Genomic DNA, 18,583 nt, shown 5'->3' with positions numbered 1-18,583 from the left:
CTTTGGCGCTAAACGGTGTTTCCTTGGCACTGAGCGTGACCGCGGTGCTGGGCCGGACGAGTGAACGGGCGACCATCGGGGGCGGCTGTTCAGGAGCGTTCAGTGCGCCGGTGCGAGCCGGGAGCACGGATGTGACGTCCGCGCCCGCGGTGTCCTTCTGACTCGATTCTTTACATCCACGTTTCCGGCTGGCTACCGTCTGCGCCTGGAAGCGCTCCCAGATCGCTGGCTCCCTACGGACAAAGGAGTTCCGCAGCCATGCGTTCCTCTCCCCGACGGCGCCTTGTGCGCCGAACGCGCTGGTTACGCGGCCGCGCGCTGACCATGGCCTCGGCCGTGGTCGCGTTCACCGCCGCGCTGGTCGTCCCCTCCTCGGCGCTCGCCGCCGACGTCGCCTGTTCCGTCACCTACACCACCAACGACTGGGACACCGGGTTCACCGCGAACGTCTCGCTGCGCAACGACGGCGCGCCGCTCGACAGCTGGAAGGTCGGCTGGACCTTCCTCGACGGCCAGAAGGTCCAGCAGGGCTGGAGCGCCACCTTCGCCCAGACCGGCGCCGCGGTCACCGCGACGAACCTCTCCTACAACGGCCACCTCGACACCGGGGCGAGCACGAGCTTCGGCTTCAACGGCTCGAAGGGCTCCGCCAACCGCCCGCCCACCGACTTCTCCGTCAACGGCACCGCGTGCACCGGCGCCAACAAGGCCCCGACCGTCAGCCTGACGTCGCCGACGTCGTCGGGCACCTACTACGCCCCGGCCACGATCCCGCTCGCCGCCACGGCCGCCGACTCCGACGGCACGGTGAGCAAGGTCGAGTTCTACGCCGGGGACAGCCTGCTGGCCACCGACACCACCGCGCCGTTCGAAGGCAGTTGGGCGAACGTCCCCGCCGGGACGTACTCGATCACGGCCAAGGCCTACGACAACAAGAACGCCTCGACGTCGTCGAGCCCGGTGAGCGTGAAAGTCCTTTCCGGACCCACGATCGTCGCGACCCCGGCGACCACGCAGGTCAAGCAGGGCGGGACAACCACGTTCGCGGTCAGTCTCGCCGGCGCGCCGACGAGCTCGGTGACCGTCGGCGTAGCCCGCACGGCGGGCAGCACCGACCTCACCGCGACCCCGACGAGCCTCACCTTCACGACGGCGAACTGGAGCACCCCGCAGAACGTCACCGTGAAGAGCGCCGACAACGGGGGAGCGCTGGGCAGCGCCACCTTCACCGCGAGCGGCACCGGCTACACCGCGGCCACCGTCACGGTCACCGAGATCTCGTCGTCCACATCGGACTACCAGCTCGCGTTCCTGACCCAGTACAACAAGATCAAGGACCCGAACAACGGCTACTTCCGCAAGTTCGGGAACATCCTGGTGCCCTACCACTCGATCGAGACGCTGATCGTCGAGGCCCCGGACCACGGCCACGAGACGACGTCGGAGGCGTTCAGCTACTACCTGTGGCTGGAGGCGTCCTACGGGCGGATCACCGGGGACTGGTCGCCGTTCAACCAGGCCTGGACGTCGATCGAGACGTACGCGATCCCGTCGGCGGCCGACCAGCCGGGCAACTCCGGCTACAACGCGAGCAAGCCCGCCACCTACGCGGCCGAGTACCCGAGCCCGAAGTCCTACCCTTCGCAGCTGCAGACCGGCGTCTCCGTCGGCAGCGACCCGATCGCGGCCGAGCTGAAGGCGGCCTACGGCTCGGCGGACGTCTACGGCATGCACTGGCTGCTCGACGTCGACAACATCTACAAGTTCGGCCACTGCGAGGACGGCACGAACACCGCGCCCGCGTTCATCAACACCTTCCAGCGCGGTTCGCAGGAGTCGGTCTGGGAGACCGTCACCCAGCCCAGCTGCGACACCCTGAAGTTCGGCGGCAAGAACGGCTACCTCGACCTGTTCACCGGCGACTCCGCCTACGCCAAGCAGTGGAAGTACACCGACGCGCCGGACGCGGACGCCCGCGCCGTCCAGGTGGCCTTCCAGGCGGAGAAGTGGGCGCAGGCGCAGGGCAAGAGCGCCGATGTCGCGGCGGTGGTGAAGAAGGCGTCGAAGATGGGCGACTACCTCCGGTACTCGCTGTTCGACAAGTACTTCAAGAAGATCGGCAACTGCGTCAACCCGAGCAGCTGCCCCGCCGGCACCGGCAAGGACAGCGAGCACTACCTCGTCTCCTGGTACTACGCCTGGGGCGGCTCGCTCGACCAGAACGCCTGGGCGTGGCGCATCGGTGACGGCGCGGCGCACCAGGGTTACCAGAACCCGCTGGCCGCGTACGCGTTGTCGGCGGATCCGGGCCTGAAGGTGACGTCGGCGACCGGCGCGAGCGACTGGGCGACCAGCCTCGGCCGGCAGCTGGAGTTCCTGCAGTGGCTCCAGTCGTCCGAAGGCGGCCTCGCCGGTGGCGCGACCAACAGCTGGGACGGCCAGTACGGCACCCCGCCGTCCGGGACGCCGACGTTCTACGGGATGTTCTACGACCAGCAGCCGGTCTGGCACGACCCGCCGAGCAACCAGTGGTTCGGCTTCCAGACCTGGGGCATGGAACGCATCGCCGAGTACTACCAGGCCACGAACGACGCCCGGGCCAAGAAGATCCTCGACAAGTGGGTCCCGTGGGCGATCGCGAACACCACGGTCGGCGCCGGCGGCAGCTTCCAGATCCCGGCCGACCTCGGCTGGAGCGGCGCGCCGGACACCTGGAACGCCACCAGCCCGGGCTCGAACACGAGCCTGCACGTCACGGTGAAGAACTACAGCAACGACGTCGGGGTCGCGGCTTCGCTGGCCAAGACGCTCCTCTACTACGCGGCCGGCTCGAGCAACGCCCAGGCCAAGACCGTGGGGGAGAGCCTGCTGACGGCGCTCTCGGCGAACACCGACAGCAAGGGCATCGCGGTGCCGGAGACCCGGACGGACTACAACCGGTTCGACGACGCCTACAACGCCACCACCGACCAGGGCCTGTACGTGCCCTCCGGCTGGACCGGCACGATGCCGAACGGCGACCCGATCAGCGCCGGCTCGACGTTCACCTCGATCCGCTCCTTCTACAAGAGCGACCCGCAGTGGCCGAAGGTCCAGTCCTATCTGGACGGTGGCGCCGCGCCGACGTTCACCTACCACCGGTTCTGGGCGCAGTCGGAGATCGCCACGGCGTTCGCCGCCCACGTCGCCCTGTTCGGCTGAAAGGCATTCGATGAAGCGACTGCTCGCCCTCGCGGTCGCCGCACTGGTCGGGGGCGCCGTTCTCACGGCGTCCCCGGCCGCCGCGGCCCCCGCGCTCCAGGGAACCGGCACCGGCTACTGGCACGCGTCCGGCGCCCAGCTCGTCGACGCCACCGGCACGCCGGTCCGGATGACCGGCGTCAACTGGTTCGGCGCCGAGACCGGCAACTACTCGCCGCACGGCCTGTGGAGCCGCAACTACAAGGACATGCTCGACCAGATGGCGGGCCTCGGCTACAACACGCTGCGGCTGCCCTACTCCAACCAGCTCTTCGACCCCGGCGTCAAGCCGAACAGCATCGACGCCGTCCAGAACCCCGACCTGCAAGGGCTTTCCGGCCTGCAGGTGCTCGACAAGATCATCGCGTACGCCGGCACCAAGGGCATGCGCGTGATCCTCGACCAGCACCGGCCGGACTCCGGCGCGCAGTCCCCGCTCTGGTACACCAGCGCCTACCCCGAGAGCCGCTGGCTGTCCGACTGGACGATGCTCGCCCAGCACTACAAGGGCAACACCACGGTGATCGGCGCCGACCTGCACAACGAGCCGCACTCGATCCAGGGTGGCGGGGGAGCGTGCTGGGGCTGCGGGGACACCGCGACCGACTGGCGCCTCGCCGCCGAGCGCGGCGGAAACGCGGTCCTCTCCGCCAATCCGGACTGGCTGGTCATCGTCGAGGGTGTCGACTGCGTCAGCGGCACCGGTGACCCGCAGTGCGGCTGGTGGGGCGGCAACCTCTCCGGCGCGCGGCAGTTCCCGGTGCGACTGTCCAAACCGGACAAGCTGGTGTACTCGGCGCACGAGTACGCGACGTCGGTGTTCGCCCAGCCGTGGTTCTCCGACCCGGCGTTCCCGGCGAACCTGCCGGCGCTGTGGGACCACTTCTTCGGCTACCTCCAGAAGCAGAACATCGCGCCGGTGCTGCTCGGCGAGTTCGGCACCACGCTCGCCGACCCGCGCGACAAGACGTGGCTGCAGGAGCTGATGAAGTACGCCGGAACCGGCACGTCCGGGATGAGCTTCACGTACTGGTCGTGGAACCCCAACTCCGGCGACACCGGCGGCATCCTCAACGACGACTGGACGACGGTCAACCAGGCCAAGCAGGCGATCCTCCAGCCGTACCTGATCCCGCCGGTCGGCGGCGGTGGCGGGACCACCGACCCGCCGCCCGCGGTGAGCTGCGCGGTCACCTACCACGTCGACAACGCGTGGCAGGGCGGGTTCGTCGCCTCCGTCACGCTCAAGAACACCGGCACCACCCCGCTGAAGACGTGGGCGCTCGGCTGGACCGCGCCTTCGGGGACGCAGATCACCGGCGGCTGGGGCGCCACCGTCACCCAGTCCGGGCAGCAGGCGACGGCCAAGGCGCCGTCCTGGGCGCCCGACCTGGCCGGCGGCGCTTCGACGTCGATCGGCTTCCAGGCGACCGGCGCCTCGACCGGCTCTCCCAGCGGCTTCGCCGTCGGCTCCACCAGCTGTTCCGCCTGACCCGACAACACGAAGGAGCACACTCGATGAAGAGTGCATTCTGGTCCCCGAAGAGGAAGATGCGGTTCGCCGTGGCTTCCTCGGTGACGGCCGCCGCGGTCGTCGCGGGGCTGCTGGTGGCCGGGGGCAGCCCGGCGACCGCCGCCACCGGCTGCAAGGTCACCTACAGCACCAACCTGTACGAGCCGGGGTTCACCGCGAACATCACGGTGACCAACCTCGGTGACCCCATCACGTCCGGCTGGAACCTCGAATGGGACTTCGGCGGCAACCAGCAGGTCACGCAGGGCTGGAGCGCGACGTTCAGCCAGAGCGGTAAACACGTCAGCGCGAAAAATCCCAGCTGGGGCCCCACGCTGGCGACGAACGCGACCGCGAGCCTCGGCTTCAACGGGTCGTACAACGGCAACAACGCCGTCCCGGCCTCCTTCTCGCTCAACGGCGTCCACTGTGACGGCACCACGGGCGGCACGACCACCACACCCACGACGCCGACCACTCCGACGACCACGACCACGCCGACCACCGTCACAACCACTCCGCAGCCCGGAACCCACGTCGACAACCCGTACGCCGGGGCCAAGGGGTACGTGAACCCGGACTGGTCGGCCTCGGTGACCGCGGCGGCCGCGGCCAAGGGCGGCACGCTCGGCGCGCAGATGGCTAAGGTCGCGAACACCTCCACGGCCGTCTGGCTGGACCGGATCGCGGCGATCGAGGGCACGTCGAGCGCGCGCGGCCTGCGCGGGCACCTCGACGCGGCGCTGGCCCAGCAGAGCGGCGGGACGCCGGTGACGATCCAGATCGTCGTCTACGACCTGCCGAACCGCGACTGCGCGGCGCTGGCGTCCAACGGTGAGCTGCAGGCCGGCTCGAACGGCCTGGCCCGGTACAAGAGCGAGTACATCGACCCGATCGCCTCGATCCTCTCCGATGCGAAGTACGCGCCGCTGCGGGTCGTCGCGGTCGTCGAACCGGACTCGCTGCCCAACCTGATCACCAACACCGCGACGGCCAAGTGCGCCGAAGCGCAGTCCACCGGGGCCTACACCCAGGGCATCCAGTACGCGCTGAACAAGCTGCACGCGATCTCCAACGTCTACAACTACCTGGACATCGCGCACTCGGCGTGGCTGGGCTGGGACAGCAACTTCGGCCCGTTCGTCAACCTGGTCAAGCAGACGCTGCAGGGCACCACGGCCGGGGTGAACAGCATCGACGGCTTCATCAGCGACACGGCGAACTACACGCCGCTGACCGAGCCGAACCTGCCCGACCCGAACCTGACCGTCGGCGGCCAGCAGATCAAGTCGGCGACCTTCTACCAGTGGAACCCGTACTTCGCCGAGGTGCCGTTCGCCACCGCGATGTACAACGCGTTCGTCTCGGCCGGCCTGCCCAGCGGCATCGGCATGCTGATCGACACGTCGCGCAACGGCTGGGGCGGCTCGGCCCGGCCCGGCAGCGCGTCCGGGTCCACTGTGGACAGCTATGTCAACTCCGGCCGGATCGACCGGCGGCTGCACCGCGGCAACTGGTGCAACCAGAGCGGAGCCGGGCTGGGCACGCGGCCGACCGCGTCGCCCGCGGCGCACTTCGACGCCTACGTCTGGATCAAGCCGCCGGGTGAGTCCGACGGCGCGAGCTCGCAGATCCCGAACGACGAAGGCAAGGGCTTCGACCGGATGTGCGACCCGACCTACCACGGCAGCGACCAGGCCAACGGCGGCAACCTGACCGGCGCCCTGCCGAACTCGCCGCTGTCCGGCAAGTGGTTCCAGGCCCAGTTCGAGGAGCTGGTCCAGAACGCCTACCCGCCGGTGCAGTAGCCCCGCAGTGCTCCCGGGCCGGGCGGTGCCGCGCAGCCGCCGTCCGGCCCGGGTCTCCACCCCGTCCACTCCAGGAAGGAACCGCTCATGAAGAACCGGCTACGGGCCACACTGGCGTCGTTCGGAGCCGCGACCGTGCTGCTCTCCGGCGGTGTGGTGCTGACCGCCCCACCGGCGGCCGCGGACACGCAGCTCTGTGACAAATACGGCTCGCTGCGCATCCAGGGCGGCAAGTACATCGTGCAGAACAACAACTGGGGCGACGACACGACCCAGTGCCTTTCGGTGTCCGCCACCGGGTTCACCGTCACGACGGCGTCGCACAACCGGCCGACCAACGGCGCGCCGGGCAGCTACCCGTCGGTGTTCGCCGGTTGCCACTACGGCAACTGCAGCAGCGGCAGCGGCCTGCCCCGGCAGGTCCGGTCGCTGGGCTCGCTGCGGTCGCATGTGGACTACGCGACCGTCCAGGCCGGACAGTGGGACGCGGCCTACGACGTCTGGTACGACCCGAACCCCAACCCGGCCGGGCAGAACACCGGCGCCGAGGTGATGATCTGGGGCAACCACCGCGGCGCCCCGCAGCCCGTCGGCAGCGTCATCGGGACGGCGCAGCTGGCCGGAGCGACGTGGAACGTCTGGTTCGGCAACATCGGCTGGAACGTCATCTCCTACGTCCGCACGTCCGGCACCGACAGCCTCGACGTCAACCTGAGCGACTTCACCCGGGACGGCGTCAACCGCGGCAAGATCAGCGACGCCTGGTACCTGACGAGCGTCCAGTTCGGCTTCGAACCGTGGCAGGGCCAGACCGGGCTGGGCGTGCGGTCGTTCAGCGTGTCCGGTTAGAGGTCCTTGCGGAAGGACAGCCGGTCCAGCCCCGGCCCGTCGTAGTCGGGCTGGACCGGCAGTCCGTCGAACTCCTTCGGGCCCGGCTCGGTGACGAACCCCAGCCGGGTGTGGAACGCGTGCGATCCCTTGTTGACCGGCGACGTGATCGCGCGCACGGTCGTGCGCCCGTTGGCCCGGCTGTAGGCGAAGAACCGCTCGTACAGCTCCGCGCCGAGCCCGTTGCCGCGCTCGGCCGGGTCGACACCCACGAAGTGGATGTAGCTCTCCGCCGGCCGGGACGGCGAGAGGAAGCCGATCAGGAGCGCGACGATCCGCTCGTCGGAGGTCACCACGAAGCTGCTGTCGGTGAAGTGCTGGAACATCAGCTTGGGCAGCAGCAGGGCCCGCTGACGGGAGGCTTCCGGGCCGCCCATGCCGTCCCACCAGCTGTCGAGGACGGCCAGCACCGGCAGGTGGTCTTCGGGACCCGGGCGGCGGAGGTCGTAGTGCCGCCAAGGTGTGGAGAGGGGAGTGGTCATGACCGGCACCCTGCCTGCTCCGGCGGGCCCGCGCGAGCGGGTTTTGCCGGTCCCGGACTCACGGCACCACCCGGTGCACCCCGATCAGCACCTGCTGCCAGACGGCGGCCGGGTCGGCGCCCCGCTCGATCGACCCGAGGGCGGGCGCGATCACCGTCTCCTGGATCTTGCCGTCACCCGGGCCCTTGTACTGCGGCTTCCCGACTTTCTGCGCCTGCGCGACGAACACCTGCCCGCTCAGCGCGCCGCCGAAGTAGCCGTTCATCTCGCTGAGCAGATCGGGGGAGGTGAAGGCGTCGACTTGGCTGGGGAAGTTCCCGCTCACCCGGAACGCGTGCAGCTGCTGCTCCGGCGCGGTCAGCCACGCGGCGAGCGCGGCGGCCTCCTTCGGGTGCTCGCTCGACGTCGGCACGGTCAGGTAGGAGCCGCCCCAGTTGCCGCCGCCGTCCGGGAAGGCGTCGGTGATCGCCCACTTGCCGGCGTTGCCCAGCCCGGCCTGCTGTTCGATGACACCGAGCATCCACGACGGACAGACCTTGGTCGCGAAGGCGCCGAGGCGCAGGCCGTTGTTGCCGTCGTCGGCGAAGGCGGTGAGCCCGGCCGACTGGCCCTGCTTCACGGCGGTGGTGACCTGGTCCCAGGCGCCGCGCAGCGCGGTGTTCGTTTCCAGCGTCGAGTGGTCTTCGCGGTCGAGGTAGCCGACCGGGAGCTGGTTGACCATGGCGTTGAAGTTCTGCGCGGCGGAGTCGAACCAGGCCTTGCCCTTGGTGCGCTTGACGTACTTCTCGCCCGCCGTGAAGTAGCTGTCCCAGGTCGCGAACATCGTCTTCACCGAACCAGGATCGGTCGGCAGCCCGGCCGTTTCGAGGAGGTCCTTGCGGTAACACATGGCGAGCGGGCCGATGTCCGTGCCGTAACCGACGAGCTTGCCGTCCTTGCTGCGGCCGGCCTCGTACTTCCACTCCAGCCACCGGCCGGGCTTGACGTCGGCGGGCCCGATCTCGGCCAGGTCGGCGAACTTCCCGGACTGCGCCAGGACGTCGGCGAGGTGTCCTTCTTCGACGGCCTGGACGTCGGCGAGCGGCTGGCCGTTCTGCAGCTTGGCCAGCAGGTCCTGGTGGTACGGGCCGCCCTGCTCGGTCCGGACCTGGGTGATGGTGATCCCGGGGTGGGTGAACTCGTAGCCGGGGATCAGGTCGTCGTAGCCGAACTGGCCGAAGGTCGCGAGGGTCAGCGTGATGGCTTCGGGGGTGCCCGGCCCGCACCCGCCGGTCAGGACGAGCAGGACGAGCGTGACGGCGAAGGCCAGCCGTCTTCGGATCTGCCTCATGTGCGCGCACTCCCCATTGGCCTGCCACTCCCTCGTGACTGGGAGCGCTCCCGGACGGAGTGTTGTTCGCGGGAGCCCCGGGTGTCAAGGCGCACGACGGCGGGTGTCCGCGCGGACACGGACCGGCTTTCCGGTGGTGTCCGGTGAAACGGCCGACGGTCACCGACATCGCGCGGGAGGCGGGAGTGTCCAAAGGGGCCGTTTCGTACGCGCTCAACGGCCGGCCGGGCGTCTCGGAGGAGACCCGCCGCCGCATCACGGAGACCGCGCGGCGGCTGGGTTGGTGCGGCCCCGCGCCGGCCGGCACCGGGGTCACCGGCCTGGTGCTCGACCGGCCGCCGGAGCTGCTGCTGGGGGCGCTGCTGGCGGGGTTTGAATCGGAGCTGCTGGTGCGGATCGCGCCGGACCGGGAGACCGAGCTGGTGGTGTACCGGCGCTGGCGGGCCGAGCGGAGAGTGGACGGCGTGCTGCTCGCGGGGCCGCGGAATGCCGCGGAGGTCGGGCTGCCGGCGGTGGTGCTCGGCGGCCCCGGCGGGGTGCCGGGCGTGCCGTCGGTGTGGGTCGACGACGTGGCCGGGGTGGGGGAGGTGCTGGAGTACCTCGCGGCGCTGGGACACCGGCGGGTGGGGCGGATCGCGGGAGCGGCGCCGTTCGCGGACGCGGGAGTGCGGGAGCGGGCGTTCACCGAGGCGGTGGCGCGGCTCGGGTCGCCGGCCGCGCGAAGGGGCGAGGCGCCGACCGTCCACCCGGGACATCCCGAACCCTCGGCCGACGCGGTCCGCCGGGTGCTCACCGCCGACTCGGGACATCCCGGACCTTCCGTCGGCGCGGTCCGCCGGGTGCTCACCACCCACCCGCGTCCCACCGCGCTGCTCTGTGACACCGACACCCTCGCCGTGGCCGTCCTCGTCGCGGCGCGCGAACTCGGCCTCTCCGTGCCCGGGGACCTCTCCGTCGTCTCCTGGGACGACACCCCGCTCTGCCGCCTGGTCCGTCCCGCGCTCACCGCCGTGCGGCGTCCCTTGGCCGAGCTCGGCTCACTCGCCGCGTCGGTCCTGCGCGACCTGCTCGCCGGGGAACACCCCGGTGACGTCTGCGCGTCGCGGCCCCGGCTGATCACCCGGGGCAGCACCGGCCCCGCCCGCTGACGGACGGGGCCGGCGCCCGGTCAGCTGCCCTGGCAGGTCGGCGTCGGCTGGGCCGGGTTGGTCCCCGGCGCGTTGACGACCAGGCCGAACGTCGTCTCGCCGTCCGGCTCCACCCGGCCGTTCCAGTCGGCGTTGCGGACCGTCACCACCGAGCCCGACTGGCTCAGCGTGCCGTTCCAGACGCTGCCGACCGTCTGGCCCGTGGGCAGGGTCCAGCCCACCTGCCAGCCGCGGTAGGCCGTGGTGCCGTGGTTCATGACCGTCACCGTGGCCTGGTAGCCGCCGCTCCAGGAGTTGGTCACCTCGTACATCGCCATGCACGAGCCGCCCGAGGGCGGGGGGTCGGTGGGCGTCGTCGGCGTCGTGGTCGGGGTGCCCGGCGAGTGGACGCCGGTGACTTCGCCGTGCCCGCCGTCGAACGTGACGTCCGAGCAACCGTAGAACGTTTCGGCGCTGTCGGAGCGCTTCCACACCGAATAGATGATGTGCCGGCCCGACTTGCCCGACGGCAGCGCGCCCGTCCACTTGTACTGCCCGTCCACCGTGCCGACCTGGCCGGTCACCGGCGGGTGGTCGACGGTCAGGAACGGCTGGTCCTCCAGCGAGTCCCAGGTGAGCGGCTTCGAGGGATCCCACCCGTCCTTCGTCACGTACGTGTAGAACCAGCCCGGGTGCGCGGCCCACGCGTTGTAGGAGAAGTCGAACGTGGCCCCGGCGGTGAGGTGCGTCAGCGGCCAGTCGCCGACCTGGTCGAAGCCGGCGTACCCCGGGTTGCCGCCGGAGCACAGCTTTCCGTCCGGGATGAACCCGCGTGTGCGCCCGGCGCCGTCGGAGCGCAGCACGGCGAACCAGTTGTACAGCGAGTTGGCGCCGCTGGTCGCCACGGCGGCCGAGCAGGCCGGGTTCTGCGGGATGATCTGGCCGGTCGAGCTGAGCCCGTCCTGCCAGCACAAGAACGTCCGGCTGCCCGGTTTCATCAGGGCGCCGTGCGCTTCGGCGGTGCCGGTGTTCAGCAGGATAGCCGTCAAGCTCGCCAGCAACACGGTGACGGCGGCGAGGATCGTACTTCGTCTCCTGGTCACGTCTGTCCCTTCGTCGGGTAGCGTGCGTCGAAGACTGGGAGCGCTCTCAAGGTCAGGATACGCGGTGGCGCGCCTCCGGAACAGCCCGCGGTGACGGGCCCGGACGCCTTGGCCTACCTTGGCGGAGGCCGTCGATCACCGAGAAAGGCACAGCGTGGAAAGTCCGTCATCGGTTCCCGCCTGGGTGCGGGCCGAACCCGCCCGGCTGCTCGGTTTCGCCGCCCGCGCGGCGCACCCCGGCGGCGGGTTCGCCTGGCTCGACAACACCGGCCGCCCGGTGCTCGACCGGCCCGTCGAAACCTGGATCACCTGCCGGATGACCCACGTCTTCGCGCTGGCGTCCCTGCAGGGCTCGGACACGGGAGCGCAGGTCGACCACGGGGTGGCGGCGCTGACGGGCCTGCTGCGCGACCCGGACCACGGCGGCTGGTACGCGACGACAACGTTGTCAGAGAAGCGCGCCTACGAGCACGCGTTTGTCGTCCTGGCCGCCGCGAGCGCGGTGGCCGCCGGCGCCGAGGGCGCGGAACCGCTGCTCGCCGAGGCGCTTGACGTGGTCGAACGCCGGTTCTGGGAGCCGGGCCCCGGCCGCGTCGCCGACGTCTGGGACCGCGGCTGGACGCGGCTCGAGGACTACCGCGGGGCCAACGCCAACATGCACAGCGTCGAGGCCTTCCTGGCCGCCGCGGACGTCACCGGCGACCCGGTCTGGGCCGGCCGCGCGCTGTCCATTGTGGACAAGCTGGTGCACGGCGAGGCCCGCGCGCACGGCTGGCGGCTGCCGGAGCACTACGACGCGCGGTGGCACGTGCTGCTGGACCACAACCGCGACGAGCCCGCGCACCCGTTCCGCCCGTTCGGCGCGACGATCGGGCACCTCTTCGAGTGGGCGCGGCTGGCGGTGCACCTCAAGCGGGCGCTCGGTGACGGCGCGCCCGAGTGGCTGGTGCCCGACGCGGTGGCGCTGTTCGACACCGCGGTCCGCGACGGCTGGGCGGTCGACGGCCGGCCGGGATTCGTCTACACCACGGACTTCGCCGGGACGCCGGTGGTGCGCACCCGCCTGCACTGGGTGGTCGCGGAGGCGATCGCCGCCGCGTGGACGCTGCACCAGGAGACCGGCGACCCGGCCTACCTCGACCGGTTCGCGCAGTGGTGTGAACACGCCGAAGCCTGTTTCGCTGACCGGGAACTCGGGTCGTGGCACCACGAGCTCGACCCGGAGAACCGGCCCGCGTCGACGGTCTGGGCCGGCAAACCGGACATCTACCACGCGTACCAGGCGACGCTGCTGCCGGCGCTGCCGCCCGCCGCGTCGTTCGCCGGGGCGCTGAAGCCGCGCGGCTAGACTCGCCCGAGCCGTCTTCCCGACAAGGAGAACCATGTCGCCCTTCACCGCCGCCGGAAACCGGTACGCGGACATGCCGTACCGGCGCGCCGGGCGCGGCGGGCTCAAGCTGCCCGCCGTGTCGCTCGGCCTCTGGCACAACTTCGGGGACGACAAGCCCCTCGACGTCCAGCGCGCGGTGCTGCGGCGGGCGTTCGACCTCGGCGTGACGCACTTCGACCTGGCCAACAACTACGGCCCGCCGCCCGGCGCGGCCGAGGCGAACTTCGGCCGGCACTACGCCGCCGACTTCCACCCGTACCGCGACGAGATCCTGGTGTCGTCCAAAGCCGGCTACCTGATGTGGGACGGCCCGTACGGCGAGTGGGGCTCCCGCAAGAACCTCCTCGCCAGCCTGGACCAGAGCCTCGCGCGCACCGGCCTGGACCACTTCGACGTCTTCTACTCCCACCGGCCGGACCCCGAGACGCCGATCGAAGAGACCATGGGCGCCCTCGACACCGCCGTCCGGTCGGGGAAAGCGCTCTACGCGGGCATTTCCAACTACTCGCCGGAGCAGACGGCGGCCGCGATCGCCGCGCTGACGGAGCTGGGCACCCCGCTGCTGATCCACCAGCCGTCGTACTCGATCCTGAACCGCTGGGTCGAGGACGGCCTCCAGGACACCCTCGACGAGCACGGCGTGGGGTCGATCGCGTACTCCCCGCTGAGCCAGGGCCTGCTGACCGACCGCTACCTCGACGGCGTCCCGGCCGATTCGCGCGCGGCCGGCGCGAGCCCGTTCCTCACCCGCGACCGCCTCACCGAGGAAACCCTGGCGACGATCCGCGCGCTGAACGACGTCGCGAAGCGGCGTGAGCAGACGCTGGCGCAGCTGGCCATCGCCTGGGTGCTGCGCCGCGGCCGCGTGACCTCCGCGCTGATCGGCGCGAGCAGCGTCGCGCAGCTGGAGAACACCGTCGCCGCCACGGCCAACCTCGAGTTCACCGACGACGAGCTGGCCGAGATCGACCGGATCGTCAGGCGGTAGCGCAGCCGATCCGCGCGGGAGCCACGGCCACGTCGTCGAACCACAGCGTGTCGGCGTCGGTGCCGTAGCTCTCCCAGCCCAGCCGCAGGTCGGTCACCGACGGGTGCCAGGCCCGCGCGAGCCACTGCTGGTCGACGTCGGGAGTCGCGACACCGTCGGCGACCAGCCCGGGCACCGCCGCGGACCCGAGCCAGGTCCGCAGCTGCCCGGCGGCGCCGTCGAGCTCGAACTCGAAGCAGGACCACGTCCCGGTCGGCAGCGGGACGCTCTGGGCGACCCCGGCCGGACTCTGCGCCGGCAGGGTCGCGTCGTCGGACTCGCGGTTCCATTGCAGGGCGTGGTTCTGGCCGCCGGCGCGCAGGTCGCGGTTGTCGATCGAGTCGTGCATCGCCAGGAAGGTGACGTGCCCGGCGGGCAGCGGGGTGGTGTGCCGGACCCAGAACCGGCCGAAGAGCGGACCGGTGCCGGGGACGCTCGTGCCGAAGAAGGTGTGGTTGCAGTAGCCGCCCTGGCCGGTGACCTTCACCGACCGGCTGCCCGAGTGCGCGACCGTGCCGTCGACGGTGACCGCGCCGGTGCCCTGGCAGTTCGCCGCGCCGACGGTCCAGCGGCCGCCCGGGGCGCCGCCGGTCTGCTGCTCGAAGTCGTCGCAGACCACGGCTTCGGCGCACCCGGCGGGCGGTGGTGCGGACGTCGTGGTGGCCGGTGTGGTCGTCACCGGGGGAGCGGGGTCACCGCAGGCGACGCCGTTGAGCGCGAAGTCCACGGGATCGGGGTTCGTCCCGGTGGCGGTGCCCTGCACGCCGAAGGAGACGGAAGCGCCGGCGGGCAGCGCGGCGTTGTAGGGCAGGCTTTCGGCGGTGACCGCGGCGCCGGACTGCCGGACGGTGGCGTTCCACGCGGACGTCACGACCTGGTTCCCGGGCTGGTGCCAGGTGAGCGTCCAGGACGAGAGCGCGGTGGCGCCGTTGGTCACGGTGATCTCGGCGGTGTACCCGGTCTGCCACGCGTTGGCGCGGTAGCCGACTTCGCAGGCCGGCGCGGCGGTGGCGGGACCGGCGGCGACCACCGCGGTGGTGCCCGCGGCGGCGAGGCAGAGCGCGCCGAGGGCGCCGGCGAACCTGGTCATCGGGTCTCCCGGGAGGCGGACGAGGACGCGGCCAGGGGCGCCGTGGCCTGCACCACGACGCCCCTGGGTGATGGCCGCGTTCTGGCGAGGCGACCTGGCATGGGAGCGCTTCCAGCCGCCGAGAACGTAACCCCGGGATGTCCGGGTTGTAAAGCGCGACCCGGCCGCGGCCCGTTCCGGTGGCCCGTTTTCCGGCGGCCGGCCGCTCCCGGCGCCCACTGAACGCTCCTGAACGGCCGAACCCGTTGGCGGGAAACCGATCCCGCGGTCGCACTGGGCCACCGGCCCAGGCGGCCGGATGCCGCCGTTGGGGTGGATTCGGAAGAATATTCCCCAAGATCGCGGCGGGCTTTACAGGGCTCGGGGTGGGCGGTACTGTCCAGCGCTGCTGGGAGCGCTCTCATGATGAGTCCTGCACAAGGGAGTGTTCGATGCGTTCCGGACCAGCACTGCTCGGCGCCTTCGGCGCACTCGCCGTCGTCGGCGCGACGACGGCCTTCACCCTCGGCACCCCGGCGCCCGCCGCCGCGGCCACGGCCTGCGAAGTCGGCTACACGACGAACGACTGGGGAACCGGCTTCACCGCCAACCTCACGCTGAAGAACCTCGGGACGGCGCCGCTGTCCGGGTGGTCGGTCAGCTACGCCTACACCGGGAACCAGCAGCTGCAGCAGGGCTGGAACGGCACCTGGGCCCAGAGCGGCAAGACCGTCACGCTCACCCCGGCGACCTGGAACGGCACCGTCGCGCCGAACGCGTCGGTCACCGCCGGGGCGAACTTCGCCTACAGCGGCACGAACACCGCCCCGGTGTCGTTCAGCGTCAACGGCGCGCCCTGCGGCGGCACCACGCCGACCACCACCCCGACAACCCCGACGACGACCACCACCACTCCGCCGCCGGGGGACGCGCCCGCGTTGCACGTCGCGGGCAACCGCCTGGCCGACCCGGCGGGCACCCCGGTCACCCTGCGCGGGGTGAACCGTTCCGGCGGGGAGTTCGCGTGTGTGCAGGGCAACGGCCTCTTCGACGGCCCGATGGACGCGGCCTCGGTGGCCGCGATCAAGAGCTGGCACGCCAACGTCGTGCGCGTGCCGTTCAACGAGGACTGCTGGCTCGGGCTGCCCAACGTGAAGCCGGAGTACGCCGGCGCGACCTACCGCGCCGCGCTCAAGTCCTATGTGGACCTGTTGCACGCGAACGGTCTCTTCGCGATCCTCGACCTGCACTGGACCCAGGGTGTCTACACGGGAAACTCGTCGGCGTGCGCGGACGTGAGCTCGACCTGCCAGAAGCCGATGACGAACACGGCGCATTCGGTGGACCTGTGGACCTCGGTCGCGACCACGTTCAAGGGTGACAACGCCACGATCCTCGACCTGTTCAACGAGCCCTACCTCGACCGCGCCGTCTCCGGCTCGGCCCAGGCCTGGACGTGCTGGCGCGACGGCGGTTCCGCGTGCCCGGGCATCGGGTACCCGGTGGCGGGCATGCAGACGCTGGTGAACGCGGTGCGCTCGACCGGCGCCACCAACGTGATCATGCTCGGCGGGCTCGCGTACTCCAACGACCTCACCGGGTGGCTGCAGTACCGGCCGAGCGACCCGGCGGGCAACCTGGTCGCGTCCTGGCACTCCTACAACTTCAACGTCTGCAGCTCGGCGTCCTGCTGGGACAGCCAGCTCGCGCCGGTCGCCGCGGCGGTGCCGCTGGTGGCCGGGGAGATCGGCGAGAACGACTGCGCGAGCGGGTACGTCACCGGCCTGATGGACTGGCTCGACCGGCACCAGGCGTCCTACCTCGGCTGGACGTGGAACACCTGGAACTGCGGCACCGGCCCGGCGATGATCTCTGCCTACGACGGCACGCCCACGGCGTTCGGCGCGGGCATCCGGGCGCGCTTCCTCGCGGCGGGCTGAGCGGCGAAGGGGCGGTGGGTTTCCACCGTCCCTTCGCTTGGTCGAGTGAGGCACTGTCGTCTGCACGTGCACGATTTGGGGGTTCTCTCACCCTTACGGGGTGCTGTGACCAGGTCCTTGGTGACGTCCTGGGCCCTTACGGTCACGCTGCGGTACTGTCGTCCGTGTGCACCAGTACTCCGGAAATCGTTGGATGAACGATGAGTCGACAGGTAAAGCCAGGGAGTAAGCCCTACCGTGCACAACTGCGCGACCGGCTGGCCGCGTTGGGTTTTCCCGAGGCGGCGATGCCGGCCAGGGTGGCGGAGAACCTGATCGTCGAATGCCGGATCCCGCCCCGGACCGCGTGGCGGCTCGCGTCCGAGCTCTCGCTCGACGTCGCGGCGCACCACTACAACGCCGTCACCGGCGACCCCAAGGCCGGCATGCGCGGCACCCGGATCTGGGAGTACGAGCAGTGGCCCGAACGCGGTGTCCGGCCCACCGTCGCGGCGCTGCGTGTGCTCGCGCAGGTGTACGGCACCGGCTGGAAGTCCCTGCTGGGGCTGCGTGACCTCGAGCAGCTGCCGGCCAAGGACCTCGCCGAGTACCACGCCGACGAGCCGGCGCTGGTGACCGCGGTCGCCGTGCCCGAGCACGACGTCCCGCCGGCCCGCAGCGCGGCGCCCCGCACCGAGCTGCGGCCGGAGGAGGACTTCGGCGCCAGCGCACTCGACGACGCCATCCTGCTGACCAAGACCAACGTCGACGACGTCCAGCTCGACGACCTCTGGTCGGACCTCGACTTCCTCGGCAGCGCCTACACGCGCACCGCGCCCGACTCGATCCTCGGCCAGCTCGCCGTCATCGAGGAGCGGGCGTCGGCGCTGCTGAAGGGGCGCCAGCGGCCGAAACAGACCCAGGACCTGCTCCTGGTCGGGGCGAAGTCCACCGCGATGATGGCGTGGATCGCCGGCGACCTCGGGCGGTACCGCCTTTCGCGCGAGCTCAACTCCGCGGCCTGGCTCTACACCCAGTACGCCGACGACTTCCTCGCCCGGCGCTGGGTGCGCACGTCGCAGGCACGCGTGGCCTTCTGGTCGGGCAACGGCATCGAGTCCGCGAAGCTCGCCGCCGACGGGCTCAACTACCACGTCGGCGGCCGGCTGACGGACGCGCCGCTGATCCTCGCCGAGGCGCGCGGCTGGTCGTCGGTGCAGGCCGAGCAGCAGGTGCTCGACGCGATCGCGCGCTGGACCAGCATCGAGGACCCGGACCTGGGCGCGGGCGGGGAGGACCGGTTCTTCAACATCACGAAGGACCGCCGCCACTACATGGCCGGGACCTCGCTGCTGTCGGTCGGGCAGGCGTGCGCCGCGCTGCGCGAGTTCAGGACGGCCCGCGAAGCCTACGAAAAGCTGTCGCTGGAAAACCGCTGGGAGGCCATGGACCCCATGATCCGGATCGACACCGGCCGCGCGCACCTGCGGCTCGACGATCTCGACGGCGCGGCCGCGCAGGTGGAACCGTTGCTGGCCACGGACGTGGCGAAGCAGCCGGACATGGTGCGTGCCATGCTCAAGGTCCTGGCCACCGAGCTGACCGGACCGCGCTGGCGCGCGGCCGCGACGGCCCGGAGCCTCGCCGAGGCTCTCCTGGACGCCCAAGCTTCGGCTCGGTCGTGACG

13 protein-coding genes are annotated in these 18,583 nt (G+C 71.0%); 9 read left to right on the top strand and 4 right to left on the bottom strand.

Features of this window, described 5'->3' with window-relative positions; genetic code table 11:
* Positions 1-258 precede the first annotated feature (258 nt).
* The 4 genes from ACZ63J_RS08305 (at position 259) to ACZ63J_RS08290 (ending at position 7,410) form a co-directional block, all read left to right on the top strand.
* Positions 259-3,201, top strand: coding sequence for a glycoside hydrolase family 48 protein (locus tag ACZ63J_RS08305; RefSeq protein ID WP_465398628.1), 2,943 nt, complete (start codon positions 259-261; stop codon positions 3,199-3,201).
* Positions 3,202-3,211: 10 nt separating this feature from the next.
* Complete coding sequence (locus tag ACZ63J_RS08300) at positions 3,212-4,732, top strand: cellulase family glycosylhydrolase (RefSeq protein WP_465398627.1); 1,521 nt, start codon at positions 3,212-3,214, stop codon at positions 4,730-4,732.
* 26 nt (positions 4,733-4,758) lie between these two features.
* Positions 4,759-6,561, top strand: a complete 1,803-nt coding sequence (locus tag ACZ63J_RS08295; protein WP_465398626.1) for a glycoside hydrolase family 6 protein — start codon at positions 4,759-4,761, stop codon at positions 6,559-6,561.
* An 87-nt stretch (positions 6,562-6,648) separates the two neighbouring features.
* Positions 6,649-7,410: a GH12 family glycosyl hydrolase domain-containing protein gene (locus tag ACZ63J_RS08290; RefSeq protein ID WP_465336818.1), complete on the top strand. Its 762-nt coding sequence runs from the start codon at positions 6,649-6,651 to the stop codon at positions 7,408-7,410.
* On the opposite strand, the gene ACZ63J_RS08285 is transcribed toward ACZ63J_RS08290, so the two are convergent.
* On the bottom strand, positions 7,407-7,931 hold the full coding sequence (locus ACZ63J_RS08285; protein WP_465398625.1) for a GNAT family N-acetyltransferase: 525 nt from the start codon (positions 7,929-7,931) through the stop codon (positions 7,407-7,409). The genes ACZ63J_RS08290 and ACZ63J_RS08285 overlap by 4 nt on opposite strands.
* Positions 7,932-7,989: 58 nt before the next feature.
* Complete coding sequence (locus ACZ63J_RS08280) at positions 7,990-9,261, bottom strand: ABC transporter substrate-binding protein (protein WP_465398624.1); 1,272 nt, start codon at positions 9,259-9,261, stop codon at positions 7,990-7,992.
* Between the two features lie 143 nt (positions 9,262-9,404).
* Between ACZ63J_RS08280 and ACZ63J_RS08275 the strand changes: the two genes are divergently transcribed.
* Entirely contained in the window at positions 9,405-10,409 is a 1,005-nt protein-coding gene (locus ACZ63J_RS08275) for a LacI family DNA-binding transcriptional regulator (RefSeq protein WP_465398623.1), read from the top strand.
* Between the two features lie 20 nt (positions 10,410-10,429).
* On the opposite strand, the gene ACZ63J_RS08270 is transcribed toward ACZ63J_RS08275, so the two are convergent.
* Positions 10,430-11,491 carry a lytic polysaccharide monooxygenase gene (locus ACZ63J_RS08270; RefSeq protein ID WP_465398622.1) on the bottom strand — a complete coding sequence of 354 codons (1,062 nt, stop codon included), beginning with the start codon at positions 11,489-11,491 and terminating at the stop codon, positions 10,430-10,432.
* A 154-nt stretch (positions 11,492-11,645) separates the two neighbouring features.
* Here ACZ63J_RS08270 and ACZ63J_RS08265 point away from each other — a divergent pair, with 154 nt between their 5' ends.
* Both ACZ63J_RS08265 and ACZ63J_RS08260 read left to right on the top strand, forming a co-directional pair.
* Complete coding sequence (locus ACZ63J_RS08265; protein ID WP_465398621.1) at positions 11,646-12,839, top strand: AGE family epimerase/isomerase; 1,194 nt, start codon at positions 11,646-11,648, stop codon at positions 12,837-12,839.
* 34 nt (positions 12,840-12,873) lie between these two features.
* The gene (locus ACZ63J_RS08260) at positions 12,874-13,869 is read left to right on the top strand and encodes an aldo/keto reductase (RefSeq protein ID WP_465398620.1); all 996 of its coding nucleotides are present in this window, start codon (positions 12,874-12,876) and stop codon (positions 13,867-13,869) included.
* Here the strand turns inward: ACZ63J_RS08260 and ACZ63J_RS08255 are convergent.
* Positions 13,859-14,998 carry a cellulose-binding domain-containing protein gene (locus tag ACZ63J_RS08255; protein ID WP_465398619.1) on the bottom strand — a complete coding sequence of 380 codons (1,140 nt, stop codon included), beginning with the start codon at positions 14,996-14,998 and terminating at the stop codon, positions 13,859-13,861. The two genes, ACZ63J_RS08260 and ACZ63J_RS08255, sit on opposite strands and share 11 nt — an antisense overlap.
* A gap of 431 nt (positions 14,999-15,429) precedes the next feature.
* Between ACZ63J_RS08255 and ACZ63J_RS08250 the strand changes: the two genes are divergently transcribed.
* A complete protein-coding gene (locus ACZ63J_RS08250; protein WP_465398618.1) occupies positions 15,430-16,917 on the top strand; it encodes a cellulase family glycosylhydrolase in 1,488 nt (495 codons plus the stop codon).
* A 200-nt stretch (positions 16,918-17,117) separates the two neighbouring features.
* Positions 17,118-18,581 (top strand): hypothetical protein, encoded by a 1,464-nt coding sequence (locus ACZ63J_RS08245; protein ID WP_465398617.1) that lies wholly within the window; start codon positions 17,118-17,120, stop codon positions 18,579-18,581.
* Positions 18,582-18,583: the final 2 nt, after the last annotated feature.

The organism is Amycolatopsis sp. NPDC104863 (assembly GCF_055582965.1).
The sequence above is the reverse complement of the archived record's forward strand: the minus strand, read 5'-3'. Positions and strand labels throughout refer to the sequence as shown.